Source organism: Frigoribacterium sp. MCBA15_019, assembly GCF_001864945.1.
In the GTDB taxonomy this organism is placed as follows: Bacteria; Actinomycetota; Actinomycetes; order Actinomycetales; family Microbacteriaceae; genus Frigoribacterium.
In genome coordinates this window covers 242,659-268,047 of record NZ_MJGS01000017.1, presented here as the reverse complement: position 1 = coordinate 268,047, position 25,389 = coordinate 242,659, and the positions used below count along the sequence as shown (strand labels likewise).

Annotated in this window: 23 protein-coding genes and 2 riboswitches; of the genes, 14 read left to right on the top strand and 9 right to left on the bottom strand. The window is 70.9% G+C overall.

The window, feature by feature from the left end:
* Position 1: 1 nt before the first annotated feature.
* From BIV04_RS13405 to BIV04_RS13395, 3 genes are all read right to left on the bottom strand, one after another.
* Positions 2 to 1,093 carry a sigma-E factor regulatory protein RseB domain-containing protein gene (locus tag BIV04_RS13405; RefSeq protein WP_071256784.1) on the bottom strand — a complete coding sequence of 364 codons (1,092 nt, stop codon included), beginning with the start codon at positions 1,091 to 1,093 and terminating at the stop codon, positions 2 to 4.
* A gap of 123 nt (positions 1,094 to 1,216) precedes the next feature.
* Positions 1,217 to 1,528, bottom strand: coding sequence for an antibiotic biosynthesis monooxygenase (locus BIV04_RS13400; protein WP_054147586.1), 312 nt, complete (start codon positions 1,526 to 1,528; stop codon positions 1,217 to 1,219).
* An 80-nt stretch (positions 1,529 to 1,608) separates the two neighbouring features.
* A complete protein-coding gene (locus BIV04_RS13395; protein ID WP_055974070.1) occupies positions 1,609 to 2,091 on the bottom strand; it encodes an FBP domain-containing protein in 483 nt (160 codons plus the stop codon).
* A 56-nt stretch (positions 2,092 to 2,147) separates the two neighbouring features.
* On the opposite strand from BIV04_RS13395, the gene BIV04_RS13390 reads away from it, so the two are divergent.
* Entirely contained in the window at positions 2,148 to 2,960 is an 813-nt protein-coding gene (locus BIV04_RS13390) for a putative protein N(5)-glutamine methyltransferase (RefSeq protein WP_255364294.1), read from the top strand.
* Positions 2,961 to 2,985: 25 nt separating this feature from the next.
* Here the strand turns inward: BIV04_RS13390 and BIV04_RS13385 are convergent, their stop codons facing one another.
* Positions 2,986 to 3,474 (bottom strand): hypothetical protein, encoded by a 489-nt coding sequence (locus BIV04_RS13385; protein ID WP_071256782.1) that lies wholly within the window; start codon positions 3,472 to 3,474, stop codon positions 2,986 to 2,988.
* Between the two features lie 118 nt (positions 3,475 to 3,592).
* Here BIV04_RS13385 and BIV04_RS13380 point away from each other — a divergent pair, with 118 nt between their 5' ends.
* From BIV04_RS13380 to gcvP, 4 genes are all read left to right on the top strand, one after another.
* A complete protein-coding gene (locus BIV04_RS13380) occupies positions 3,593 to 4,045 on the top strand; it encodes an SseB family protein (protein WP_054144917.1) in 453 nt (150 codons plus the stop codon).
* Between the two features lie 146 nt (positions 4,046 to 4,191).
* Positions 4,192 to 4,295, top strand: a riboswitch (glycine riboswitch).
* 1 nt (position 4,296) lies between these two features.
* Positions 4,297 to 4,408, top strand: a riboswitch (glycine riboswitch).
* A gap of 262 nt (positions 4,409 to 4,670) precedes the next feature.
* Positions 4,671 to 5,801 (top strand): glycine cleavage system aminomethyltransferase GcvT, encoded by a 1,131-nt coding sequence (gene gcvT / locus BIV04_RS13375; RefSeq protein WP_071256892.1) that lies wholly within the window; start codon positions 4,671 to 4,673, stop codon positions 5,799 to 5,801.
* Positions 5,802 to 5,828: 27 nt separating this feature from the next.
* Positions 5,829 to 6,206 (top strand): glycine cleavage system protein GcvH, encoded by a 378-nt coding sequence (gene gcvH / locus BIV04_RS13370; protein ID WP_043595477.1) that lies wholly within the window; start codon positions 5,829 to 5,831, stop codon positions 6,204 to 6,206.
* Positions 6,207 to 6,310: 104 nt separating this feature from the next.
* The gene (gene gcvP, locus BIV04_RS13365; RefSeq protein WP_071256891.1) at positions 6,311 to 9,130 is read left to right on the top strand and encodes an aminomethyl-transferring glycine dehydrogenase; all 2,820 of its coding nucleotides are present in this window, start codon (positions 6,311 to 6,313) and stop codon (positions 9,128 to 9,130) included.
* Between the two features lie 267 nt (positions 9,131 to 9,397).
* Here gcvP and BIV04_RS13360 read toward each other — a convergent pair whose 3' ends face one another.
* Positions 9,398 to 10,156 carry a CPBP family intramembrane glutamic endopeptidase gene (locus BIV04_RS13360; RefSeq protein WP_055974064.1) on the bottom strand — a complete coding sequence of 253 codons (759 nt, stop codon included), beginning with the start codon at positions 10,154 to 10,156 and terminating at the stop codon, positions 9,398 to 9,400.
* A gap of 356 nt (positions 10,157 to 10,512) precedes the next feature.
* Here BIV04_RS13360 and BIV04_RS13355 point away from each other — a divergent pair, with 356 nt between their 5' ends.
* From BIV04_RS13355 to BIV04_RS13340, 4 genes are all read left to right on the top strand, one after another.
* The gene (locus BIV04_RS13355; RefSeq protein ID WP_071256781.1) at positions 10,513 to 12,135 is read left to right on the top strand and encodes an ABC transporter substrate-binding protein; all 1,623 of its coding nucleotides are present in this window, start codon (positions 10,513 to 10,515) and stop codon (positions 12,133 to 12,135) included.
* A gap of 149 nt (positions 12,136 to 12,284) precedes the next feature.
* Positions 12,285 to 13,214, top strand: a complete 930-nt coding sequence (locus BIV04_RS13350) for an ABC transporter permease (RefSeq protein WP_043595472.1) — start codon at positions 12,285 to 12,287, stop codon at positions 13,212 to 13,214.
* On the top strand, positions 13,204 to 14,157 hold the full coding sequence (locus BIV04_RS13345) for an ABC transporter permease (protein ID WP_043595470.1): 954 nt from the start codon (positions 13,204 to 13,206) through the stop codon (positions 14,155 to 14,157). Before BIV04_RS13350 ends, BIV04_RS13345 begins: the two co-directional genes overlap by 11 nt.
* Positions 14,154 to 15,911 (top strand): ABC transporter ATP-binding protein, encoded by a 1,758-nt coding sequence (locus BIV04_RS13340; RefSeq protein WP_071256780.1) that lies wholly within the window; start codon positions 14,154 to 14,156, stop codon positions 15,909 to 15,911. Before BIV04_RS13345 ends, BIV04_RS13340 begins: the two co-directional genes overlap by 4 nt.
* A 69-nt stretch (positions 15,912 to 15,980) precedes the next feature.
* Here the strand turns inward: BIV04_RS13340 and BIV04_RS13335 are convergent, their stop codons facing one another.
* On the bottom strand, positions 15,981 to 16,208 hold the full coding sequence (locus BIV04_RS13335; protein WP_143048703.1) for a hypothetical protein: 228 nt from the start codon (positions 16,206 to 16,208) through the stop codon (positions 15,981 to 15,983).
* Positions 16,209 to 16,419: 211 nt separating this feature from the next.
* On the opposite strand from BIV04_RS13335, the gene typA reads away from it, so the two are divergent.
* Together typA and BIV04_RS13325 are read left to right on the top strand one after the other, a co-directional pair.
* A complete protein-coding gene (typA, locus tag BIV04_RS13330) occupies positions 16,420 to 18,330 on the top strand; it encodes a translational GTPase TypA (RefSeq protein ID WP_055974054.1) in 1,911 nt (636 codons plus the stop codon).
* A 121-nt stretch (positions 18,331 to 18,451) separates the two neighbouring features.
* Entirely contained in the window at positions 18,452 to 18,967 is a 516-nt protein-coding gene (locus BIV04_RS13325) for a hypothetical protein (protein WP_143048702.1), read from the top strand.
* Between the two features lie 54 nt (positions 18,968 to 19,021).
* Here the strand turns inward: BIV04_RS13325 and efeB are convergent, their stop codons facing one another.
* The 3 genes from efeB to efeU are packed head-to-tail and all read right to left on the bottom strand — an operon-like array spanning position 19,022 to position 22,400.
* The gene (gene efeB / locus BIV04_RS13320) at positions 19,022 to 20,311 is read right to left on the bottom strand and encodes an iron uptake transporter deferrochelatase/peroxidase subunit (RefSeq protein WP_071256776.1); all 1,290 of its coding nucleotides are present in this window, start codon (positions 20,309 to 20,311) and stop codon (positions 19,022 to 19,024) included.
* The gene (efeO, locus tag BIV04_RS13315; RefSeq protein WP_071256775.1) at positions 20,308 to 21,504 is read right to left on the bottom strand and encodes an iron uptake system protein EfeO; all 1,197 of its coding nucleotides are present in this window, start codon (positions 21,502 to 21,504) and stop codon (positions 20,308 to 20,310) included. The genes efeB and efeO overlap by 4 nt, the downstream gene beginning before the upstream one ends.
* Positions 21,501 to 22,400, bottom strand: a complete 900-nt coding sequence (efeU, locus tag BIV04_RS13310) for an iron uptake transporter permease EfeU (protein ID WP_071256773.1) — start codon at positions 22,398 to 22,400, stop codon at positions 21,501 to 21,503. Before efeU ends, efeO begins: the two co-directional genes overlap by 4 nt.
* A 187-nt stretch (positions 22,401 to 22,587) precedes the next feature.
* On the opposite strand from efeU, the gene BIV04_RS13305 reads away from it, so the two are divergent.
* Genes BIV04_RS13305 through dapC form a run of 3 tightly spaced genes read left to right on the top strand, consistent with a single transcriptional unit; the run spans position 22,588 to position 25,377 of the window.
* The gene (locus BIV04_RS13305) at positions 22,588 to 23,943 is read left to right on the top strand and encodes a PIG-L family deacetylase (protein WP_071256772.1); all 1,356 of its coding nucleotides are present in this window, start codon (positions 22,588 to 22,590) and stop codon (positions 23,941 to 23,943) included.
* A complete protein-coding gene (gene fdxA / locus BIV04_RS13300; RefSeq protein WP_043595461.1) occupies positions 23,940 to 24,266 on the top strand; it encodes a ferredoxin in 327 nt (108 codons plus the stop codon). Before BIV04_RS13305 ends, fdxA begins: the two co-directional genes overlap by 4 nt.
* Positions 24,267 to 24,276: 10 nt before the next feature.
* Positions 24,277 to 25,377 carry a succinyldiaminopimelate transaminase gene (dapC, locus tag BIV04_RS13295; RefSeq protein ID WP_071256771.1) on the top strand — a complete coding sequence of 367 codons (1,101 nt, stop codon included), beginning with the start codon at positions 24,277 to 24,279 and terminating at the stop codon, positions 25,375 to 25,377.
* Positions 25,378 to 25,389 lie beyond the last annotated feature (12 nt).

Below are 25,389 nucleotides of genomic sequence, written 5' to 3'. Positions count from 1 at the left end.
GTCACTGACCGGCCACGGCGGCCTGCAGCGTCGAGGCGTCGACCGCCCCGGCGAAGACCCGTCCGTCGTCGGTGAGCAGGACCGAGACCAGCGAGGTCTCGAGCACGCGGCCGCCGTCGACCTTCGTGGTCAGCTGGTCGAGTAGACCCGTGGTGTCGGCGTCGGTCGACGAGGTGCCGTCGGTCGACCCCGCCGCCGGGGTGACCCCGACGATCGTGCTCCAGCCGGAGCCGATGACGGTCTTCTCGGCGTGCGCCGCGTCGCCTTCCGACCGTCCGGAGGCGCCGGTCGGCACGGTCACGTCGGTCACGGTCGCGTCCGCCGGGGGAGTGAACGCGAAGACGGATGCCGCGGGGGCACCGAAGTCGACCGAGGTGAACCCGGCCGACAGGGCCGGGTCGCTCTGCCCCTTCGCGGCGACGACGACCTTGAGCGGGACGCCGGTCTCGGCGTCGACGGTGAGGGTCGCGCTCGCGACGAGCGTCGAGGAGTCCTTCGGGGTCAGGACGACTTGGTACGCGTCCCGTCCGGCCACCCTGACGTCGGAATCGGCCGTGACGGTCGTCGTGGGCTCGACCGACGACAGGACGAGGTCGGCCAATTCGGCCGGGGTCTGCGGCACGGCGGTGCCGTCGGGCAGGGCGCTCGGTTTCTCGACGGCCCCCTGGTCGGGCAGCGTCGCGTGGGTCGCCTCCTTCGTCTTCGAGTCGTAGGCCCACACGCTCGACCCGTCACGGATGACGTTGCGCTCGGCGAGGTCGTCGATCACCTGCACCCTCTGCTTCGTGGCACCGTCGGCGTACACCTTGGCGGTGTGGCTGCCGGTCAGCAGTTCGAGGGCGCCGGCGGCGTCGGACGACCCACCGCCCGTGGCCTGGGCCGACACGTCGGGCAGCCCGAGGTCGGATGTCTGCTCGACCGTTCCCGAGTAGGACGCCCCCGAGCTCGAGGCGGCGAGGGCCAGCACCTGCTGCGGCGTCTTGTCGGGCAGGTCGACGTCGGCCGTGGCCGAGACGACGGGGACCACGATGCTCGCGGCGATGACGGCCACGGGGACGGCGGCGGCGGTGGCCCAGCGGGTGGACTTCTTCATGACGATCGCGACCTCTCACGCCGGGCCCCGAGCGGGACGGCGATTGGGCAGGAGACTACGCGCGAAGCCTGGAGATCGCTGTCACTGCGACCGACATCGGCTCGACGTCGAGCGATGTGGGGATCAGAGCTCGACGACCTCGAACTCGAGCAGGTCGGCACCGGTCGCGACGGGGCCGCGAGGGGCCTCGCCCGACCCGGCGGGGCGGGCGTGGGCGGCCTTCGCGCCGTCGGCCGACCAGGCCGCGAAGTCCTCCTCGCTGCGCCAGGTCGTCACCACGAAGTAGCGGTCGTCGCCCTTGACGGGACGCAGCAGCTGGAATCCTTCGAACCCCTCCGCCCCGTCGACCGAGTGCTTGCGCGCGGCGAAGCGCTTCTCGAGCTCGGCGCCCGAACCTTCGGGGACGTGGATGGCGTTGATCTTGACGACGGACACGACGGTGCCTTTCGGTGGGGGGACTGGGGACGGGAGGGGTCGGCAGGAGGTGCGGTGAGGGTGTGCGGCGCGGCCGCGCGTCAGGCGGTCTTCATGACGTTGGCCGTGAAGCCCTGCACCCGCTCGGCGAGGCCGGCCGAGCGTCGCGCGATCTGCTCGGGCGGGTTGAGGTGCGGGGGAGCGACCCGGATCAGCAGCGAGCAGGCGAGGTCCTCGCAGATGTAGGTGCCGAGCGTGTTGCCGTTCAGCCCGGCCTCGCCGGCCTTGGGGGCGGTGAAGAGGCGCACCTGCGTGGCCGGCTGGGGCGAGTGGCAGAGCGAGCACATGGCGGCGATGCCGGGGCGCAGCGAACTGCTCGACGACCGGACGACGAGACCGACGGGCCGGTCGTCCATCCAGTGGACGATGTAGCCCCGGTGGTGAGCCTGGGGGTCGCGCCAGCCCAGGAACTCGCGGTCCTCCCAGAGCATCTCGTGCAGTCCGGGGATCGGCAGGCGGTCGAGGTCGCCCGGCAGGGCGTTGACGAACGACTCGCGGATGTCGTTCTCGGTCAGCGGCTTCATGTTCTCCCTCGTGCCGTCGGGTCTCGTCAGCCTACGCGTCGGTCTAGCGTGGTCGCGTGACGATCCCCGAGCCCGACCGTGAGCAGATCGTCACCCGTCGCCTGCGGGCCGCGGGCTGCGTCTTCGCCGAGGACGAGGCGCGGTTGCTGCTCGACGAGGCCGCCGACGGCGACGCGCTCGAGTCGATGGTCGCCGATCGCGTCGCGGGACGACCCCTCGAGCAGGTCCTCGGCTGGGCGGCCTTCGCCGGGCGACGGATCGTCGTCGAGCCGGGTGTCTTCGTGCCGCGCCGCCGGACAGAGCTGGTCCTGCGGCAGGCCGAGGCGGCGCTCGCCGAGGCGGGTGCCGCGCGGGGCCTCGCGACCCGTCCCCTCGCCGTGCTCGAACTCTGCTGCGGCGCCGCCGCCGTCGCGACCGTGCTCGCCGTCGAGCACCCGGGTCTCGACCTCTGGGCCACGGACCTCGACCCGGTGGCCGTCCACTGCGCCCGTCGCAACCTCGCCGAGCGGGGGACGGTCGTCCGGGGAGACCTGTTCGACGGCCTGCCGGTGTCGCTGCGCGGTCGGTTCCGGGTGATCGCGGCGAACGCGCCGTACGTGCCGACCGACGCGATCCCGTCCATGCCTCCCGAGGCGCGCCTCCACGAGTCGCCGCTCGCCCTCGACGGCGGGGCCGACGGGCTCGACCTCCACCGGCGGATCGCCGCCGAGGTCGGCGACTGGCTGGCGCCCGGCGGCACCCTCGTCCTCGAGACGAGCGAGCGTCAGGCCGCCGACACGCAGGAGGCGCTGGTCGCCGCGGGCCTCCGGGCCCGGGTCGTCCGCGACGACGAGATCGACGGCACGGTCGTCGTCGCCGTCGCGCCCTAGACGGACCGGCGACGGCGACCGCGGCTCAGACGTCGGCCGGCGAGACCGAGTCGACGACGGGCGAATCGGGGGTGCCCGAGATCTGGCAGGTCCACTCGGTGGCGGGGCGACCGTCGGCGAGGTGACCCATCGTGACGGTGGCGATCGCGCCGACGTCGCTGTCGCGGACGTCGTCGGCTTCGTACGCCCAGACGTCGTCCAGGTACGGGAGGTCGGGGTACTGCTGACCGATCGCCGTGACGCACGCGTGCCACGCGGGGGGCGCCTCCTGGGCCTGGGCCGTGGAAGGAGCGGGCGGCTCGGTCGTCGGCAGCGCGGTGGCGTCGGGCAGGGCCGTCGCGTCGTCCGAGGCGGTGGGCGTGGGCGTGGGCGTCACCGACGCGGTGCTGGTCGGGCTCGGCGACGAGGCCGGCTCACCGCCGGAGCACCCGGACACGAGCAGCACGAGGGCCAGGCCCGCGACGGCCAGGGCCGGCGCGGCGGTTCGGTGGGACGGGCGGAGGCTGCGGGGCACGAGGGCTCCTCGAGGTGGGTGCGACACGGCGGGGTGCTGCACAGGGTAGCGATCAGCGGGGCCGCGCACCACGCGGGACGCTGAGCCGACACGGAGGTTCGCCCGGCAGGCTGGTCGGATGACCGACACGGACAACCGCGAAAAGACCGCACTCGAACAGGCCATCAGCAAGGGCCAGGCGGGTGAGGGCGACATGAACAGCGTGCTCGCCGAGTTCGTCAACGCCCAGGTCGTCGTCGCCACGGCCACCGACGCGCAGGAGTCGCTGAACGACCTGCAGCCCGTGCTCTTCGACCGCGAGGGCGTGCCGATGCTCGCCGCCTTCACCCACGTCGACATGATCGGCGAGCAGGTCAAGGGCGTGGCCGAGTTCTCGGCGACCCTCCCGGCGGCCGAACTCGTGCAGGCCATCCCGGCCGAGACCGGCCTCGTCGTCAACCCGGGCAACCGTGAGGGCTTCGAGATGCTGCCCGAGGGCGTCGCCCAGCTGGCGGACGACGTCCGCAAGCTCGTCGCCGAGCACGAGGCCGCCGGATCGCCCGAGCCGGGGCAGCCCTCGCGCGCCGTCTGACACCACCCACGACGACCCCATGACGCCCCGACCGCACCCGGTCGGGGCGTCGTTCGTCGTCCGGGCGACAGGAATCGCGTGCACACCCGAAACCTGCGCGTCACACGACGACGCTAGGCTGACGCCACAATCGAACATCGGGCCACGAACACGTCGCGGGAGAGCTCCGGTGCGCAGAGACTGCGCCGACCGGGCACCGAAGGAGCAAGCTCCCCGCCAATCTCTCAGGTACGCGTACCGCGACGGACTGGCCACTCTGAAAAGCAGGAGGCGCGAGGCGGTCGACAGACCCCTCGCCGGTCCTCGCCCACGGTGAAAACCGGCCCCGGCCGGTGAAGCTCTCAGGCCCATGACAGAGGGGGAGCCCCGATCGGCGGACCGCCGGACAGGGCTGCCCCGTCGTGCCCCATCCGCACGGCACCGTTCCCGGCCGAGACACCTGGCGGCCGGTCCGTCCCTCTCAGGAGCACCGATGTCCGACGCAGCCTCGAACCTTCCCGCCGCCCCCGGGCCCGACGACGACGACCTCCGCGCCGCCGAGGCGTCCGCCGCGCTCGACGGCGACGTCGTCCTCTCCGACGACGGCACCGAGGGCATCGCCACGGGGCCGGGCGACGCCCACGACCTGACGGGTTCCGACGAACCCGACGAGCCCGACGAGCGCTACAGCCCGTTGCACGGGGTCCACGTCGCCGCCGGCGCCGTCTTCACCGACTTCGCGGGGTGGCAGATGCCGGTCCGGTACGACTCCGACCTCGCCGAGCACCACGCCGTCCGAACCGCCGCCGGGCTCTTCGACCTCTCGCACATGGCCGAGATCGCCGTCGTCGGGCCCGAGGCGGGGGCCTTCCTCGACCACGCCCTGGCCGGCACCCTCTCGACCATCGCCGTCGGGCGGGCGAAGTACTCGCTCCTGCTCGCCGCCGAGGGCGGGATCGTCGACGACCTCGTCGTCTACCGCCTCGACGAACACGACTACCTCGTGGTGGCCAACGCGGGAAACCGCGAGGCGGCGTTCGCGGCCCTCGCGACCCGCGCCTCCGGATTCGACGTCACGGTCGACGACGAGAGCGACGACACCGCGCTGATCGCGGTCCAGGGGCCCGAGAGCGAGGGCGTGCTCGACGAACTCGTCACGGCCGACCGCCTCCAGCCCGACGCTCCGCTGTCGACGCTGCGGTACTACCGCGTGCTGCAGGCCACCTTCGACGACGCCCCCGTGCTGATCGCGCGCACCGGGTACACCGGCGAGGACGGCTTCGAGCTCTACGTCGACCCCGAGACCGCCCCGTCGCTGTGGGCCGCGATCGCCGAGGCCGGCGGACCCCGGGGGCTCGTCCCCGCGGGGCTGGCCAGCCGCGACACGCTCCGTCTCGAGGCGGGCATGCCGCTCTACGGCCACGAGCTCGGCCTCGACGTGCGTCCCGACCAGGCAGGGCTCGGTCGGGTCGTCGACACCGCGAAGGACTTCGTCGGGCGCTCCAACGTCGAGCCCGGCGCCGGCGCCCGCGTCCTCGTCGGACTGACGCTCACCGGGCGTCGGGCCGCGCGGGCGGGGTACCCCGTCGTCACGGACGACGGCACCGTCGTCGGCGAGGTCACGAGCGGCGCGCTGTCGCCCACGCTCGGCCACCCGGTGGCCATGGCCTACGTCGACCCCGACGTCGTCGACCGCGGTCCCGCGCTGGCCGTCGACGTCCGCGGCACCGCCGTCGCCGCCACCGTCGTCCCGCTGCCCTTCTACAAGCGCTCCTAGGCACCCCCTCCCTCGAAAGGACCGGCCATGACCGATCTCACCGCACTGAAGTACACCGCCGAGCACGAGTGGCTCCTGATCGACGGCGACACCGCCACCGTGGGCATCACCGACTACGCCGCCGACAAGCTGGGCGACGTCGTCTACGTCGACCTGCCCGCCGAGGGCACCGAGGTCGAGACCGGCACGGTCGTCGGCGAGATCGAGTCGACCAAGTCGGTCGGCGAGCTGTTCGCCCCCGCGCTCGGCACGGTGCTCGAGGCCAACCAGGCCGTCGTCGACAGCCCCGACCTCGTCAACAGCGACCCGTTCGGCGAGGGCTGGCTCATCAAGATCACCCTGTCGTCGACCGACGGCCAGGGCCTGCTCTCGCGCGACGAGTACGTCGCGCTGACCGCCGAATGAGCGCCGAGCAGACGGGCGGCTCCGTCTTCGGCGGCTGGTCCGACCAGGTCGCCACCGGTTTCGTCGACCGCCACGTCGGCACCACGCCGGGCGACCAGGCGACCATGCTCGCCGCCGTGGGGCACGACAGCGTCGAGTCGCTCGTCGCGGCCGCCGTGCCCGACGCGATCCACGCCGCGGCCGTCGAGGGCAGCGTGCTGCCCGAGCCGATCGGCGAAGAAGAGGCGCTCGCCGAGCTGCGGGCCCTCGCGGGGCGCAACCGCGTCTCGCGCAGCCTCCTCGGTCTCGGGTACTACGACACCGTCACCCCGGCCGTCATCCAGCGCAACGTGCTCGAGAACCCCAGCTGGTACACCGCGTACACGCCGTACCAGCCCGAGATCTCGCAAGGTCGACTCGAGGCCCTCATCAACTTCCAGACGATGGTGGCCGAGCTGACCGGGCTCACGACCGCGAACGCGTCGATGCTCGACGAGGGCACGGCCGTCGTCGAGGGCATGTTGCTGGCCCGTCGCGCGTCGAAGGTGAAGACCGACGTCTTCGTCGTCGACAGCGACACCTTCCCGCAGACCAAGGCCCTGCTCGCCGGCCGCGCCGAGGCCGTCGGCATCGAGCTCGTCGAGCTCGACCTCTCGGTGCTCGACCCCGCCGAGCTGCCCGAGTCGTTCGGCGTCTTCGTGCAGTACCCCTCGGCGTCGGGCTCCGTCTGGAGCCCCCGCGCCGTCGTCGAGGCGGCCCACGCCCACGGCGGCCTGGCCGTCGTCGCCGCCGACCTGCTCGCGCTCACGCTGATCGAGGCACCCGGCGAGTTCGGGGCCGACGTCGCCGTCGGCACGAGCCAGCGCTTCGGCGTGCCGATGGGCTTCGGCGGTCCGCACGCGGGCTACATGGCCGTCCGCACCGGGCTCGAGCGTCAGCTGCCCGGTCGCCTGGTGGGGGTCTCGCAGGACGCCGTCGGCCAGCCCGCCTACCGCCTCAGCCTGCAGACCCGCGAGCAGCACATCCGTCGCGAGAAGGCCACGTCGAACATCTGCACCGCTCAGGTGCTGCTCGCGGTCATGGCGTCGATGTACGCGGTGTACCACGGCCCCTGGGGTCTGCGGCACATCGCGACGCGCGTGCACGGCCACGCCTCCGACCTGGCGGCCGCGATCGGGGCGAGCGAGCTCGAGCTCGAGAGCGACTCGTTCTTCGACACCCTCCAGGTCTTCGTCCCGGGCCGGGCGGCCGAGATCGTCGCCGCGGCACACGACCGGGGCTACCTGCTGCACGCCGTCGACGGCGACTGCGTCCGCCTCTCGTTCGACGAGACCACCACCCGTGACGACGTCCGCGTCGTCGCCGAGGTGCTCGGCGTCGACCTGCTCGCCGATGCCGTCCCCTCGGGCCTGCAGGAGGCGCTGCTGCGGACGAGCGACTACCTCACGCACCCGGTCTTCCGCACCCACCGCAGCGAGACCAGCATGATGCGCTACCTCAAGCACCTCGCCGACAAGGACTACGCGCTCGACCGCGGCATGATCCCGCTCGGCAGCTGCACGATGAAGCTCAACGCGGCGACCGAGATGGCCGCGGTCACCTGGCCCGAGTTCGCCGGCGTGCACCCGTTCGCCCCGGCCGACGACGTGGCGGGGTACCTCGACCTCATCGGTCAGCTCGAAGGGTGGCTGGCCGAGGTCACGGGCTACGACACCGTCTCGCTGCAGCCCAACGCCGGCAGCCAGGGCGAGCTGGCCGGTCTGCTCGCGATCCGCGGTTACCACCTGTCGAACGGCGACGTCGAGCGCACGGTCTGCCTGATCCCGCAGAGCGCACACGGCACCAACGCGGCCAGCGCGGTCCTCGCGGGCATGCGCGTCGTCGTGGTCGCCTGCGACGAGGGCGGCAACGTCGACCTGGACGACCTGCGGGCCAAGGTCGAGCAGCACGCGGCCCAGCTCGCGGCGTTGATGATCACCTACCCGTCGACGCACGGTGTGTACGAGCACGACATCGTCGCCCTCACCGACGCCGTGCACGCGGCCGGCGGTCAGGTCTACGTGGACGGGGCGAACCTCAACGCCCTGCTCGGGGTCGCGCGCTTCGGCGACTTCGGCGGCGACGTCTCGCACCTCAACCTGCACAAGACCTTCTGCATCCCGCACGGCGGCGGCGGTCCGGGCGTGGGGCCGGTGGCGGCCAAGGCCCACCTCGCACCCTTCCTGCCCGGCCACCCGATGGCCCAGCAGGCCGACCGACGCACGGGGGCGGCCCTCGCGGCCGACGGCGACCGCCTCGCCCACGCCGGCGTGCCGGTCTCGAGCGCTCCGTACGGGTCCCCGAGCATCCTGCCGATCAGCTGGGCCTACGTGCGCATGATGGGCACCGAGGGCCTCACCCGGGCCACCGGGGCGGCCGTCCTGGCGGCCAACTACGTCGCCGCCCGCCTGCGTGAGCACTTCCCCGTGCTGTACGCGGGCGAGAACGGCCTCGTGGCGCACGAGTGCATCCTCGACCTGCGACCGTTGCGCGACGCGACCGGGGTCACCGTCGACGACGTGGCCAAGCGCCTCATCGACTACGGCTTCCACGCCCCGACCATGTCGTTCCCCGTGGCGGGCACCCTCATGGTCGAGCCGACCGAGAGCGAGGACCTCGCCGAGATCGACCGCTTCGTCGATGCGATGATCGCGATCAAGCGCGAGGCCGACGAGGTGGCCTCCGGTCGGTACACCGCCGAGTCGAGCCCGTTGCGCGGTGCGCCGCACACGGCCGAGTCGGTCGTCGTCGGCGAGTGGACAGCCGAGTACGGGCGCGAAGAGGCCGTGTACCCGGTCCGCTCGCTCGTGCGCGGCAAGTACTGGCCGCCGGTGCGCCGCATCGACCAGGCCTACGGTGACCGCAACCTGTTCTGCAACTGCCCGCCGGCCGAGGCGTTCGCCTAGGCCACCGCCCGCTCCACGGACGGGAAACCGTCACCGCCCGATCCCGTCGGGCGGTGGCGGTTTCCTCTTGGTCCCTCGGACGTCGGCCGCCGAGTGTCGCGGAGGGCGTTCACGTAGCGGCGACCGTCCCGATCGACGCCCGGGGGACAGCTCACGCTGTATGGCCGGCTCGGATCGCTGCGACCCGTGCGTACATCAGACTCGCCCCCCGGACGGGTGTCAAGACCCAGTTCCGGCCGTGACGGTCCGGAGCGCCCGCCCGGGGCGTCAGGAGGGAAGTCCGAAGAGGGTCGGGAAGGTGGTGGCGGCCCAGGGATAGCCCACGAAGACGGCCGCGTCCATCAGGACGTGCGCGACGACGAGCGGCAGCACCCGGCCGAAGCGCACGTACAGCCAGCCGAACGCGACGCCCATGACGACGTTGCCGACGAATGCGCCGAACCCTTGGTAGAGGTGGTAGCTGCCCCGGAGCAGGGCCGCCGTCACGATGATCGGCCACGTCCGCCAGCCGAGGTCGCGGAGGCGCGCGAACAGGTACGCGACGACGATCACCTCCTCGGTCACCCCGGCCCGCAGGGCCGAGAGCAGCAGCACGGGGACGGTCCACCAGTGCTCGCCGAGGTTCGTCGGCACCACCGTGACGGTGAGGTCGAGGGCCTTGCCCACGAGGTAGAGGCCGATGCCGGGGATGCCAATCGCGAGGGCCAGGCCGACGCCACCGAGGGTGTCCCGGCCCGCGCGCGAGAAGTCGACGCCGAGTCGGCCCAGGTGGGGCCGCTCCTCGCGCCACAGCAGGAAGGCCACGAGCAGCACCGGCACGAGGTCGACCGCCACGCCGAGCACCTGGTACGCGAGGTCGAAGAACTCGCGGCTGCTCAGCGGCGAGTTCAGCGTGGCCGTCTGCTGCGAGAGCGCGGTCTGCTGGGTGAGCCGGTTCACGATCGAGAGCACCGAGTACACCGCCGACGCGCCGAGCGAGAGGCCGAGGACGATCGCGATCTCGACCCGGAGGCGCGCGCGCGTCATCGGGGCCGGGTACGGTGCGGGGGCCACGGGCGGCGTCGCGGGGGAGGCGGGGTCGTGGGGGCGGTTCACGGGGTGATCGTACGGGACCGGCGTGAGGGGGCCGACCCGCGGCTCCCGGGGTGGCGGAGAACAATACCTGCCAGGTGGCGGATTTCTCGCAGCCGATTCATGCGAACTTCAGGCCCAACGCGCAACGAACTGCGCGCCGACGCAACGATCCCGCGAGTTGGTTTCCGTCGTGTAACCGTTGTCGTCGGGGTTTGGTGATGCCCGAAGGGGATGCCTAGGCTCACACCATCCAACGCGGCACGGCCCCTGGGCACAGTGCTGCGTCCTTTCCCGCATCAGGAGGAACATTGAAGAAGACGCGCATGGGCCTGTCGGCCGTCGCCGTCGTGGGGACGGCAGCACTCGTCCTCACCGGTTGCGCCAGCGGCAGCGGGGACGACAGCTCGTCGTCCGGTGACGCTTCCGCGATCATCAAGACGAACGGCACCGAGCCCGAGAACCCGCTCGTCCCGTCGAACACCACCGAGACCGGTGGTGGCCGCATCGTCACCTCGATCTTCGCCGGTCTGGTCAGCTACAACGCCGACGGCACCACCAAGAACGAGGTCGCCGAGAGCATCGAGAGCGACGACGCCACCGTGTGGACCGTCACGCTCAAGGACGGCTGGAAGTTCACCGACGGCACCGACGTCACGAGCGAATCGTTCACGAAGGCCTGGAACTGGGCGGCGAGCTTCGACAACGTCGCGAACTCGTCCGGCAGCTCGTTCTTCGAGAACTTCAAGGGCTACAGCGACACCGCGCAGAGCGACCTCGACCTCACCGTCGAGAGCCCGACCGAGTTCACGGTCACGCTCAACACCCCCGAGGCCGACTTCCCCCTGCGCCTCGGCTACTCGGCCTACTCGCCGCTGCCGGAGTCGTTCTACGCCGACCCCGCCGCGTTCGGTGAGAACCCGGTCGGCAACGGCCCTTACATGCTCGACGGTGAGGGCGCCTGGACGCACAACCAGGGCATCAAGCTCAAGACGAACCCCGACTACGACGGCAACCGCAAGCCGAAGAACGGCGGGCTCGACATCAACTTCTACACCTCGCTCGACTCGGCCTACGCCGACGTGCAGGGTGGCAACCTCGACGTGCTCGACCAGATCGGCCCGGCGGCGTTCCAGACGTACCAGAGCGACTTCCCCGACACGAACGTCAACCAGCCCGCCGCGGTGTTCCAGGGCATGACGATCCCGCAGTACCTCGCGCACTTCGGTGACGACGAAGAGGGCAACCTGCGTCGTCAGGCCATCTCGATGTCCATCAACCGCGACGACGTCACGAAGGTCATCTTCCAGGGCACGCGGACGCCGGCCAAGGACTTCACCTCGCCCGTCATCCCCGGTTACACCGACAAGCTCGAGGGCGAGAGCGTCCTCTCGTTCGACGCCGACAAGGCCAAGGACCTCTGGGACCAGGCCGACGCGATCTCGCCCTACGGCGACACCACGTTCACCATCGGCTACAACTCCGACGGTGGACACCAGGAGTGGGTGGACGCGGTCACCGCGAACATCTCGAAGACGCTGGGCATCAAGGCCGAAGGCAAGCCCTACCCGACCTTCGCCGAGTTCCGCACCGACGCCTCGGGTGGCGCCATGACCGGTGCCTTCCGTTCGGGCTGGCAGGCCGACTACCCGTCGCTGTACAACTTCCTGTACCCGACGATGGCCACCGACGGCAGCTCGAACGACGGCAAGTACTCGAACCCCGAGTTCGACTCGCTGCTCGCCGAGGGCAGCGCCGCGAGCGACGTCGACGACGCCAACGCCTCGTACCAGAAGGCGCAGGAGGTCCTGCTCAAGGACCTGCCGATCATCCCGCTGTGGTACGCGAACGTCAACGGCGTCTGGGCCGACACGGTGAGCAACGTCGAGTACGGCTGGGACTCCGTGCCGATCTACGAGAACATCACCAAGTAACCAAGTAGGGTCGTCGCTCACGCGCTCGACCGACGCTCGACGGGGTCCGGGCAGTGTTCGCACTGTCCGGGCCCCTTCGGCGGGCCCACCCACCCCTCCCTTCACACGATTGCGATAACGATGCACGCGCAGACGTCTGAGGAAGCCTGATGCTCTGGTACACCGGACGCCGGCTCCTCCAACTGATCCCCGTCTTCTTCGGGGCGACGTTCCTCATCTACTTCATGGTCTTTGCGCTGCCCGGTGACCCCGTGGCAGCGCTGTTCGGTGACAAGACCCCGTCGCCGGCCGTCATCGAGGCCATCCGCGCCGAGTACAACCTCGACCAGCCGTTCATCGTGCAGTACCTGCTGTACATCGGCGGCCTGTTCACCGGCGACCTCGGCACGACCTTCTCCGGTCGTCCCGTCGTCGACGAGCTGATCCGCGCGTTCCCCATCACCTTCCGACTCGCGATGCTCGCCCTGCTCTTCGAGGCCGTCGCCGGCATCGTCGTCGGTCTGATCGCGGGCCTCCGCAAGGGCAAGCTCTTCGACACGAGCGCCCTCGTCGTCAGCCTGCTGCTCATCTCGGTGCCGACGTTCGTCATCGGCTTCCTGCTGCAGTACGTCTTCGGCATCCAGCTCGGCCTGTTCCGCACGACGGTCAGCTCGCAGGCGCCGTGGGACGAACTCGTGCTGCCGGCCATCGTGCTCGCCTCGGTGTCGTTCGCGTACATCGTCCGGCTGACCCGCGCCTCCGTGTCCGAGAACTCGAGCGCCGACTTCGTGCGCACCGCGTCGGCCAAGGGGCTCACCCGTGGCCGCGTCGTCACCGTGCACATCCTGCGCAACTCGCTCGTCCCCGTGGTCACCTACCTCGGCGTCGACATCGGTTCGCTGATGGTCGGTGCCATCGTGACCGAGGGAATCTTCAACATCCAGGGCGTCGGCGGCACCGTCTACCGGGCGATCACGCTCGGCGAGGGCCCCACCGTCGTCTCGTTCGTCGCCGTGATGGTGATCATCTTCATGATCGCCAACCTCCTCGTCGACCTGCTGTACGCCCTTCTCGACCCGAGGATCCGCTATGCCAAGTAACGACTCGTCGGCGTTGTCCGCCGACCACTTCGTCGCCGATCTCGACGAGACGCCCGTCAAGGCCGTCGACGCGATCGACGAGTCCGAGAAACCCCGCAGCAGCTGGAACGACGCGTGGGACGCCATGAAGCGTCGCCCGACGTTCTGGATCGCGGCGTTCCTCATCGTCGTCGTCATCGTGGTGGCGCTCTTCCCCGGTCTGTTCACGAGCGTCTCGCCGACGGCTGCCGACCTGCCCCGGAGCAACGAGGGCCCGTCGGCCGGCCACCTGCTCGGTTTCACGTTCCAAGGCACCGACGTGTTCGCCCGCATCGTCTGGGGCACCCGTGCGTCGCTCACCGTCGGTCTGATCGCGACGATCATCGTCACGGTGGTCGGCATCGTGATCGGTTCGCTGGCCGGCTTCTACGGTGGATGGCTCGACGCGGTCGTCTCGCGCATCGGCGACATCTTCTTCGCGATCCCCACCGTCCTCGGTGCCATCGTGCTGATGTCGATCCTGCCGACGCGGACGCCCCTCACCGTGGCCCTCGTGCTGTCGGTCTTCGCCTGGCCCCAGATCGCCCGCGTCATGCGCGGTTCGGTTCTCAGTGCCCGGGCCGCCGACTACGTCACGGCCTCGGCCGCGCTCGGGGTGTCCCGCTTCCGCATCCTGGTCCGGCACGTCGTGCCGAACGCCATCACCCCGGTCATCGTCGTGGCGACCGTCTCGCTCGGCACGTTCATCGTGGCCGAGGCGACGCTGTCGTTCCTCGGCATCGGGCTGCCGCCGAGCACCATGTCCTGGGGCAACGACATCAACGCGGCGCGCAACTCGCTCCGTGTCGCGCCGATGCCCCTCTTCTGGCCCGCTGCGGCGCTGTCCGTGACGGTGCTGTCGTTCCTCCTCATGGGCGACGTCGTGCGCGACGCCCTCGACCCGAAGGCGAGGGCACGTCGATGACCGACACCTCCACCCGCCCCGAGACGGCAGGCACCGCTTCGTCGTCGACGCCCCTGCTCGAGATCAAGGGCCTGAAGATCGGCTTCAAGACGCAGGCCGGGTACGTCGACGCCGTGCGCGGGGTCGACCTCACGATCCGTCAGGGCGAGAGTCTCGCGATCGTGGGCGAGTCCGGCTCGGGCAAGTCGACGACTGCCACGTCGATCATCGACCTCCTGCCCGGCACCGGCGAGGTCACGGGCGGCCAGATCCTCTTCGAGGGCAAGGACCTCACGAAGGTCAGCGCAGCCGAGATGCAGGCCATCCGCGGTCGTGACATCGGCTACGTCCCGCAAGACCCCATGTCGAACCTCAACCCCGTGTGGAGCATCGGCTTCCAGGTCGAGGAGGCGATCCGGGCGAACGGTGTCGCGACGGGCAAGACCGCGGTCCGCCAGCGCGCGGTCGACGTCCTGAAAGAGGCCGGACTCAACGACGCGGGCGACCGCCTCAAGCAGTTCCCGCACCAGTTCTCGGGCGGCATGCGTCAGCGTGTGCTGATCGGCATCGGCCTGTCGTCGCGGCCCAAGCTCCTGATCGCCGACGAGCCCACCTCGGCTCTCGACGTCACGGTCCAGCGCCGCATCCTCGACCACCTCGAGACCCTGACCCGCGACTACGGCACCTCGGTGCTCTTCATCACGCACGACCTCGGCCTCGCCGCCGAGCGCGCCGAGAAGCTCGTCGTGATGTACAAGGGTCGCGTCGTCGAGTCGGGACCGTCGAAAGAGATCCTCGCCAACCCGCAGCACCCGTACACGCAGCGGCTGGTCGCGGCCGCGCCGTCGCTCGCCAGCCAGCGCATCCAGTCGAGCATCGCGCCCACGCACTCCCACGGGCTCGAGATCTCCGACGAGGGTGCCGACGATGCCGAGCTCATCGCCCGCGCCCGTCAGCGCGAGGAGGCCGGGAAGAAGGACTCCGAGTACATCTCGGTGACGAACCTGTCGAAGGTCTACAAGATCCGCCAGGGTGGCTTGAAGACGACCGACCTGCGGGCCGTCGACGACGTGTCGTTCTCGATCCCGCGGGGCACGACGATGGCGCTCGTGGGTGAGTCCGGCTCGGGCAAATCGACCGTCGCCAAGCTCGTGCTCCAGCTCGAGTCGATCACCTCGGGCACCGTGTCGGTCGGCGGCCAGAGCGTCGGAGCACTGAAGGGCCGAGACCTCTTCGACTTCCGTCGTCGGGTCCAGCCGGTCTTCCAGGACCCCTACGGTTCGCTCGACCCGATGTACAGCGTGGGCAACACGATCGCCGAGCCGCTCGTCACGCACGGCATCGGCGACCGCTCCAGTCGTCAGGCCCGCGTCCGCGAGTTGCTCGATCAGGTGTCCTTGCCCGCGTCGACGGTCAACCGGTACCCGAACGAGCTCTCCGGTGGTCAGCGTCAGCGCATCGCCGTGGCCCGAGCCCTCGCGCTCAAGCCCGACGTCATCGTCCTCGACGAGGCGGTCTCGGCCCTGGACGTCCTCGTCCAGGGGCAGATCCTCGACCTGTTGACCGACCTGCAGACCGAACTCGGGCTGACCTACCTCTTCATCACGCACGACCTCGCCGTCGTCCGCCTCATCGCGGACAACGTGAGCGTCATGCAGAAGGGTCGCGTCGTCGAGGCGGGCACGACCGACGACATCTTCGCGAACCCGGCCCAGCAGTACACGCGCGAGCTGCTCGAAGCGATCCCCGGCGCGAACTTCGAGTTCGGCCGCTGAGCCGTTCCGCGACCACGAAGGGCCCCGCCGTCCGGCGGGGCCCTTCGCGGTCGCGGATGTCGGTCGGCGTCAGGCGCTGTAGGTGAAGTTCCAGGTCTTGGAGCCCGAGTAGTACGTGCAGGCCGACGTGATGGTGAGTCCGGTCTGGCGGTACGTCTTTGCCCCGGCGTTGCAGGCGTTCAACGACGAGTAACCGGGCGAGGTGCTGGCGACCGCCGCTTGGGCGGCCGCGGGAGCAGCGATGGCGCCGGCGACCAGGCCGACCCCCAACAATACGGATGCGATGCGCTTCTTCATGGTGTCCTCCGTTCGGCGGGCGGTTCGCCCAGAACTCGACGCTCCCACCGGGGCGAAGAGGTGACAAGAGGTCATGTGGGGGACCTGAAGCGTCCCCCTCGCCTCCGGGGAAACCTCGGCGGAGGGGCCTCTTTACCATGTGCCGTAGACTGTCTTCGCCGGGCTCTGACCCGACCACTTCCCCCTCTCTCTTCTCGTAAGGAACACATCCATGGCGACTGCCATCCGCAGCGACCTGCGCAACGTGGCGATCGTGGCCCACGTCGACCACGGCAAGACGACCCTCGTCGACGCCATGCTCAAGCAGACCAACTCCTTCGACGCGCACTTCGACACCGAAGACCGCATGATGGACTCGAACGAGCTCGAGCGCGAAAAGGGCATCACGATCCTCGCGAAGAACACCGCGGTGCTCTACAACGGCGAGCACGCGACCGACGGCCCGATCACCATCAACGTGATCGACACCCCCGGCCACGCCGACTTCGGTGGCGAGGTCGAGCGCGGCCTGTCCATGGTCGACGGCGTCGTGCTGCTCGTCGACGCGTCCGAAGGCCCCCTGCCCCAGACGCGCTTCGTGCTGCGCAAGGCCCTCGCGGCCAAGCTGCCCGTCATCCTGCTGGTCAACAAGACCGACCGCCCCGACGCGCGCATCGACGAGGTCGTCGCCGAGTCGCAGGACCTGCTCCTCGGCCTCGCGAGCGACCTGAGCGAAGAAGTCGACGACCTCGACCTCGACGCCATCCTCAACGTCCCCGTGGTCTACGCCTCGGGCCGCAACGGCGCCGCGTCGACCAACAAGCCCGCCGACGGCTCGCTGCCCGACAACGCCGACCTCGAGCCGCTGTTCGACGCCATCCTCACGCACGTGCCCGCGCCGACCTACGACGACGAGCACCCCCTCCAGGCGCACGTCACCAACCTCGACGCCTCGCCGTTCCTCGGTCGCCTCGCCCTGCTGCGCGTCTTCCACGGCACGCTGAAGAAGGGCCAGACCGTGGCCTGGGTCAAGGCCGACGGTTCGGTCGTCAACGCCCGAATCACCGAGCTGCTGATCACCAAGGCTCTCGACCGCTACCCGGCCGAGAGCGCGGGCCCCGGTGACATCGTCGCCGTCGCCGGCTTCGACACCATCACCATCGGCGAGACGCTGTCCGACCCCGACGACGTGCGCCCGCTGCCGACCATCACGGTCGACGACCCCGCCATCTCGATGACCATCGGCACGAACACCTCGCCGCTCATCGGCAAGGTCAAGGGCCACAAGCTCACCGCCCGCATGGTCAAGGACCGCCTCGACCGCGAGCTGATCGGTAACGTCAGCCTCAAGGTCGTCGACATCGGACGCCCCGACGCGTGGGAGGTCCAGGGTCGTGGCGAGCTCGCCCTGGCCATCCTCGTCGAGCAGATGCGCCGCGAAGGCTTCGAGCTCACCGTCGGCAAGCCCCAGGTCGTCACCCGTCGCGACGAGAACGGCAAGCTCCAGGAGCCCTTCGAGCACATGACGATCGACGTGCCCGACGAGTACCTCGGAGCCATCACGCAGCTGATGGCCGCCCGCAAGGGCCGCATGGAGAACATGGCGAACCACGGCTCGGGCTGGGTGCGCATGGAGTTCATCGTCCCCTCGCGCGGCCTGATCGGCTTCCGCACGCAGTTCCTCACCGACACGCGCGGCACCGGCATCGCCAACGGCATCAGCCACGGCTACGGCCCCTGGGCCGGCGAGATCTCGACCCGCACCAACGGCTCGATCATCGCCGACCGCTCGGGCGTCGTCACGCCCTTTGCGATCATCAACCTGCAAGAGCGCATGTCGTTCTTCGTGCAGCCGACCGAAGAGGTCTACGAGGGCATGGTCGTGGGCGAGAACTCGCGCGCCGACGACATGGACGTCAACATCACCAAAGAGAAGAAGCTGACCAACATGCGTCAGTCGACGGCCGACAACTTCGAGTCGATGACGCCCTCCAAGGTGCTGTCGCTCGAAGAGTCCCTCGAGTTCGCCGGTGACGACGAGTGCGTCGAGGTCACCCCCGACGCCATTCGCATCCGCAAGGTCGAGCTCGACGCGTCGGCCCGCCAACGCAGCACCGCTCGCCTCAAGAAGCAGAACGCGTAAGCACCACCGCACCACAGCACCACCCGCCGAGGAGGCGGTCCGCGTCACCGCGGACCGCCTCCTTCGTGCATGGTCGGCACGTTCTGCGCCCGCCCCCAGCGATCACGGTTAACCTCGCGGTGTGCTGATCCAGAAGACGACCCTCGCCCGCTCCGCCGCCACGCTCGCGCTGGCGGCCGGCCTCGCGTCCGGTCTCACCGCCTGCGGTGAGGGCTCGCCCGTCGACAACATCGTGGGCGGCGCGGTCGACAGCGGCATCGAAGACCTCAAGGGCACCGCGCAGAAGGCCGTCGAGGACGCCGCCGGCGAGGCGCTGAACGGTGCCGGCATCACGACCGACGGCACCCTGCCCGCGAGCTTCCCGGCCGAGGTGCCGCTCGTCCCGGGGACGACCCGTGGTGGGGGAGCAGGCCCCGACGGCACCGGATGGGTCGCCCAGATCACCGTCTCGGGCGCCGACCAGTTCGCCGTCGCCCAGCAGCAGCTCGAGGCCGCCGGCTACACGGCCTCGGGGGTCGACACCGACGCCGAGAGCGGCTTCGGCACCTTCACCGGCGCCGCGTACCGCGTCGTGCTCACCGTCTCGACCGACAGCGAGGGCCAGGCGATCGCCACGTACGTCGTCACGGCCGTCTGACGACCTGCGGTGAGTCCCGCGGCCTCGGCGGGTCCCGAGTCGTCGGGAGCCGCGTCAGCCGAAGAGCGTCTCGCCGACCCAGCCGTCCCGCGACGCCCCCGGCGGCACGGCGTAGATCGCTGACCCGACGTGCTTGACGTACTCGTTCATCCGGTCGTTCCGCGAAAGCGCCTGCTGGATCGGCACGTACTGCCGCCGCGGGTCACGGTTGAACGCGATGAAGAACAGCCCGGCGTTCAGGCGGCCGAGTTCGTCGTTGCCGTCGACGAAGTTGTAGCCCCGACGCAGCAGCGTGGCCCCGTCGTTGTTCTGCGGGTGCGCCAGGGCGACGTGCGAATCGGGGGCGATGGCCGGACCGCCACCGGTCGAGGCGGCGGCGGCGAAGTCGGGTGCCGTGAACTCGGTCCCGCCCGAGAGCGGGGCCCCCTCGCCCTTGTCGCGGCCCACGACCGTCTGCTGCTCGGCCAGAGAGGCGTGGTCCCAGGTCTCGATCGTCATGCGGATCTTCCGCGCGACGAGGTACGAGCCGCCGTCCATCCACCCCGCGCCGTCGGACGCGGTCGCCCAGACGCCGTCGTCCACCGCGTCGACGTCCTCGGCCTTCACGTTGGCCGTGCCGTCCTTGAAGCCGAAGAGGTTGCGGGGCGTCGTCTGGCCGCGGGTCGTCGACGAGGTGCGGCCGAAGCCCAGCTGGGACCACCGCAAGGAGGCGCGGCCGAAGGCGATCCGCGAGAGGTTGCGGATCGCGTGCACCGCGACCTGGGGGTCGTCGCTGCACGCCTGGATGCAGAGGTCGCCGCCGCTCGCGGCCGTCACGAGCTGGTCGCCCGAGAAGTGCGGCAGGTCGACCAGGGCCGGAGGCCGCTTCGACGCGAGTCCGAAGCGGTCGGTGCCGTCGGCGGTGGTGAACAGGGTCGGCCCGAAGCCGATCGTGACCGTGAGTCCGGCGGCGGGCAGACCCGTGGCCTCGCCCGTGTCGTCCGGCGGTGCCAGGAGGCTGCCGCCCGTGGCACCCGTCGGGCTGACGTCGAGGCCTGCCGTGAGTCTCGACGCCGCGTGGCTCCAGTCCTTCAGCAGCTCGACGAGGTCGGCGCGGGAGACGCCGTCCGCGACGTCGAACGAGGCGAAGTGCAGGCGGTCCTGCGCGGCGGTGACGATGCCCGACTGGTGTCGACCGAAGAACGGGTACGACGCCGAGGCGCCGGACGACCCGTCGGCGTGCGCCTGGACGGCTCGGTCGGTGCCGATGCCGACCCCGAGGCCCAGGACGCCGGCTCCGACGCCCGTGCCGACGAGCCCCAGCAGACCGCGGCGCGAGAGGCCGCCTCCGTCCGTCACCGTCAGGCGACCAGTGCCGAGGTCAGCTCGCTGAGCGGCTCGCTGAGCGCGTTGACGGCGTCCGACAGCTTCTTCTTGTCGGCGTCGGTCAGGTCGGTGTACGAGGGGTAGCCCGCGTCGAGGCTGCCGTAGCCCGCGAGCAGCGTCTCGACCTTCGTCAGCTGCGCGTCGATCGAGGTCGCCAGCTCGGGGTCCTTCTGGTCGACGATGTCATGCACTCCGTCGAACGCCACCCGGGCGCCCTCGAGGTTGCCCTGGAAGTCGTAGAGGTCGGTGTGCGACCAGATCTCCTCCTCGCCGGTGATCTTGCCGGTGGCCACCTCGTCCATCAGGCCGACCGCGCCGTTGGCGATCGTGTCGATCCCGACCGTGAAGTCGCTCGCCGTGACCTCGTCGTAGAGGTCCTTCGTGTCGCTCGTCAGCAGGTCGGCGTAGTGCCTGCGTTCGTCGGCCGTCAGGGGGACGTACGCCGCGCCTCCGTCGTCTGCCGCCGAAGGCTGCCAGAGGTCCTTCTCGATGCGGTGCCAGCCGGTCCACTCGGTACCGGGCTCGACGTCGGCCTCACGGAAGTCGATCTTGGGGTCGAGGTCGCCGAAGGACTCGGCCACGGGCTCGATGCGCTCGTAGTGCGCCCGCGCGGAGGGGTAGAGCGAGCGCGCCTTCTCGTCGTCGCCGGCGGTGTACGCGGCGAGGAACTCGTCGGTGGCCGTGACGAGCTGCCCGGTCTGGTCCTTGACGTAGCCGACGTAGGCCGTCGCCGCGGCGTCGATCTGCTGCTTCTCGCTGCCCGTGGCCTCGACGGCCGCGCCCGAGTCGGTCACCGTGAAGGAGGCGCGCACACCTTCTCCGACGAGCCCCGGGACGCAGGCGGTGAAGTAGTCGCCGGCCGGCACCGAGACCGTCATCGAGCCCGTGGTGCCGGGGCCGATGTTCTCCTTCTCGCTGATGATGCGGAGGCCGTCCTCGGCGAGCAGCTCGAACTCGCTGTTGTCGCTGCCGGTGTTCGTCATGGTGAACGTGACGGGGCCGCTCGGTACCGACGTGGTCGAGAGGGAGCACGTGTCGTCGGAGCCGTCGACGGTCACGGCGGTGGCCGCGGAGGAGCCGGCGGGGGAGTTCGCGACGCACCCGGTCAGGGCCAGTGCGAGCGCGGCGACGGCCGAGGCGACGGCGAGGGGGCGGAGGGGGCTGGCGGTCATCGGGACGCTCCTGCGGTGCGGGGGGACGGGGTGGTCGGGGAGGCGGACGTGCCGCGGGTCGTGGACGAGCCGGACGTGCTCGGGGTGCCGGGGCGACGCCGGCGGGTCGCGCGTACGAAGAAGGGGACGACGACGGCGAGGTAGGCGAGCCAGACGACCACCTGCAGCCAGCTCGGCGTCGGCGTGAAGTTGACGAGCCCCTGCAGGAGGGTGCCGTACCAGCTGGTCGGCGGCACGGCCGCGCTCACGTCGAAAGCCAGGGAGGCGCGGCCCGGCAGCACGGACGCCTCCTGCAGGTCGCCCACCCCGTAGGCGAGGACGCCCGCCGCGACGACGACGAGGAAGTAGCCGGTCACCCGGAAGAACCGGGCGACGTCGAGGCGGACCACGCCGCGGTAGATGGCCACCTGGATCGCGACCGCCGTGAGGATGCCGAGCAGCGCGCCCACCAGGGGCGTCGCGCCGCCGCCGGTCGACTGCACCGTGGCCCAGACGAAGAGGGCGGTCTCGATGCCCTCGCGTCCGACCGAGAGGAAGGCCAGGGCGACGATCGCCCCGGCACCGCCGACGAGCGCCCGCTCGAGGCCCGACTCGAGTTCGCCGCGCAGGCCGCGCGCGGTCCGGGCCATCCAGAACACCATCCAGGTGACGAAGCCCACGGCCACGATCGAGAGTCCGCCGCCGATGATCTCCTGGGCCTGGAAGGTGAGTCCGTAGGTGCCGAAGGTCAGCACGGCGCCGAGTCCGAGGGAGAGGACGACCGCGGCGCCGACACCCAGCCAGAGGCGGGGGAGGACGTCGCGCCGGCCGATCTTGACCACGTAGGCGATGAGGATGCCGACCACGAGAGCGGCCTCGAGGCCCTCTCGGAGTCCGATGAGGTAGTTGGCGAGCACGGGACGGCTTTCTCGGAGGGGAGTGGAGCTCGTCGTCGAGCAGGGGCGGGATCGGGCTCACGGTGGGCCACGCCGGGCCGGGCCGGGCCGGAAGGGGACCGAACGGACTGGTATGGTTAGGCTAACCTCACTTAGGGCACCCTGAGCCAGACCGACAGTAGTGCGGGGCGGCATATCCTGTCCAGTGATGAACTCCTCCGCCTCGCCGACGCCCGCGTCGCCCGCGTCGCCCTCGACCGCCGGCGACCCGCGGCTCGAGCGCGTGCTCTTCGTCCACGCCCATCCCGACGACGAGACCATCACCACGGGTGGCACCATCGCCGCCCTGGTCGAGGCCGGTGCCGCCGTCACCGTGGTGACCTGCACCCGAGGTGAACTGGGCGAGGTCATCCCCGACGACCTCGCCGTCCTCCGAGACGACCAGGCCGCCCTTGCCGTCCACCGCGAGGGCGAGATCGCCGCCGCCATGCACGACCTCGGCGTCGACGACCACCGGTTCCTCGGTTCGCCCGGAGCCCGCACGCCCGGCCTCCCCGAACGGGCCTACCGCGACAGCGGCATGGTCTGGCGGTCCGACGGTGTGGCCGGGCCGACGCCCGACCTGCACCCCGCGGCCTTCTGTGCCGCCGAGTTCGGCGAGGTCGTGAGCGACCTGTCGGCCGTCGTGCAGTCCGTGCGCCCGACCGCGATCATCAGCTACGACGAGGACGGCGGCTACCACCACCCCGACCACGTCCGGGCCAACCGGGTCGCCGTGCGCGCCGCGCGCCTCGTCGGCGTGCCGTTCTTCGCGATCGTGGCCGGCGCCGAGTCGGCCGAGGGCGCCGAAGCCGAGGCCCTCGCCACCGACGTCACCGTGCTCACGATGGACGCCCGGCACGTCGCACCCCGCAAGCTTGCGGCGCTGCGCGACCACCGCAGCCAGGTCGAGGTGGTCGACCTCCCGGGCGGCCGAGCCGGCATCCGCTTCCCCCACGGGGCCGTCGAGCCCGTGACGGTCCGCGAGTCGTTCCGCTTCGTGCCCGAGCCGACAGCCGACGGGGGCGCCTCCGAGATGGCGCAGATGACGACGGGCGGCCGCGTCGCCGCGCTCGTGTTGGCGCTCGCCGCCGGGGCCGTGTTCGGCACCATCGGCACCGTGATGCACCAGTCGACGATCACCGTCGCCGGCTCGCCGGTCTGGTCCGGGCTCGTGCTCGCGCTGCTGATGAGCCTCACGCTCCTCGCCGGTCTCCGGTCGGTCTTCGGCTCCAGGGCCATGGCCGGCGCCGCCGCCGTCGGGCTGCTCGGGGCGCTCGTGGTCCTGTGGCAGGCGAGTCCGGGCGGGTCGATCCTCGTGCCCGACAACACGCCCGCCCTGGTCTGGCTCGGCGGGGTGTTCCTGATCTGCCTCGTGGTGCTCGGGTGGCCGCGGTTGCGGGGCCCGGTCGCCGGGGGCGCGACGCCGCCCGGCGGCTCGACCCGTGCCTCCTCGGTCGAGGCACAGCCGGCAGACGATAGGCTGGACGCCCTGCCCGACGCGAAGGGAACCCCCCAGACGTGACGTACGTGATCGCACTTCCCTGTGTCGATGTCAAAGACCGTGCCTGCATCGACGAGTGCCCCGTCGACTGCATCTACGAGGGCGAACGCTCGCTCTACATCCACCCCGACGAATGCGTCGACTGCGGTGCGTGCGAGCCGGTGTGCCCCGTCGAGGCCATCTACTACGAAGACGACCTGCCCGACAAGTGGGCCGAGTACTACAAGGCCAACGTCGAGTTCTTCGACGAGATCGGTTCGCCCGGCGGCGCGGCCAAGGTCGGCGTCATCGCCAAGGACCACCCCGTGATCTCGGCGTTGCCCCCCCAGGGCGCCGGCGCCTAGGTCGGCCTCCGTGGCGCTCGACCTTCCCGAGTTCCCCTGGGACGCCCTGGTGCCGTACGCGGCGACCGCCCGACGTCACCCCGGTGGCATCGTCGACCTCAGCGTCGGCTCGCCCGTCGACCCGACGCCCGACGTCGTCCGCGAGGCCCTGGCCGTCGCGACCGACGCCCACTCGTACCCGCAGGTGGCCGGCACCCCGGCCCTGCGGTCGGCCATCGCCGAGTGGTATGAGCGGCGCCGTGGAGTGACCGGGCTCGGCGACGCGAACGTGCTGCCGACCATCGGCTCGAAAGAACTCATCGCCGGGATGGCCCTCTGGCTCGGGATCGGCCCGGGCGACACGGTGGTCTATCCGACGAACGCCTACCCGACCTACGCGCTCGGTGCCGCGCTCGTCGGTGCGACGGCCCTCGCCTCCGACGACCCGGCCGAGTGGCCCGCGTCGACGAAGCTGGTCTGGTTGAACAGCCCGGGCAACCCCGACGGAGCCGTGCTCGGCGTCGAGGGCCTGCGTGCGGCCGTGGCCCGTGCGCGCGAACTCGGCGCCGTGATCGCCGGCGACGAGTGCTACGCCGAGCTGGGGTGGACGGGTGAATGGGCCGATCGCCCCACGCCCTGCATCCTCGACCCCCGCGTCGTGGGTGACGACCTCCGCGGCGTCGTCTCGGTCTATTCGCTCAGCAAGCAGTCCAACCTCGCCGGGTACCGTGCGGGCTTCGTCGCGGGCTGCGACCACGTCGTCGGTCAGTTGCTCGCCGTGCGCAAACACGCGGGCCTCATGCCGCCGGCCCCCGTGCAGCAGGCGATGGTGGTCGCGTTGGCCGACGAAGCCCACGTGGTCGAGCAGAAGGCACGGTACGCGGCCCGCCGGGCGCGCCTCCTGCCCGCCCTCGAGGCGGCCGGGTTCCGCATCGACCGCAGCGAGGCCGGGCTCTACCTCTGGGCCACGCGAGGCGAGGACGCCTGGGCCACGGTGTCCTGGCTCGCCGAGCGCGGAGTGCTCGTCGCCCCCGGCTCGTTCTACGGGCCGGCCGGCGACCGTCACGTCCGCGTGGCGCTCACGACGACCGACGAGCGCATCGACGCCGCCGTGGGGCGACTCGGCAGCTGACCGCTAGGCTGA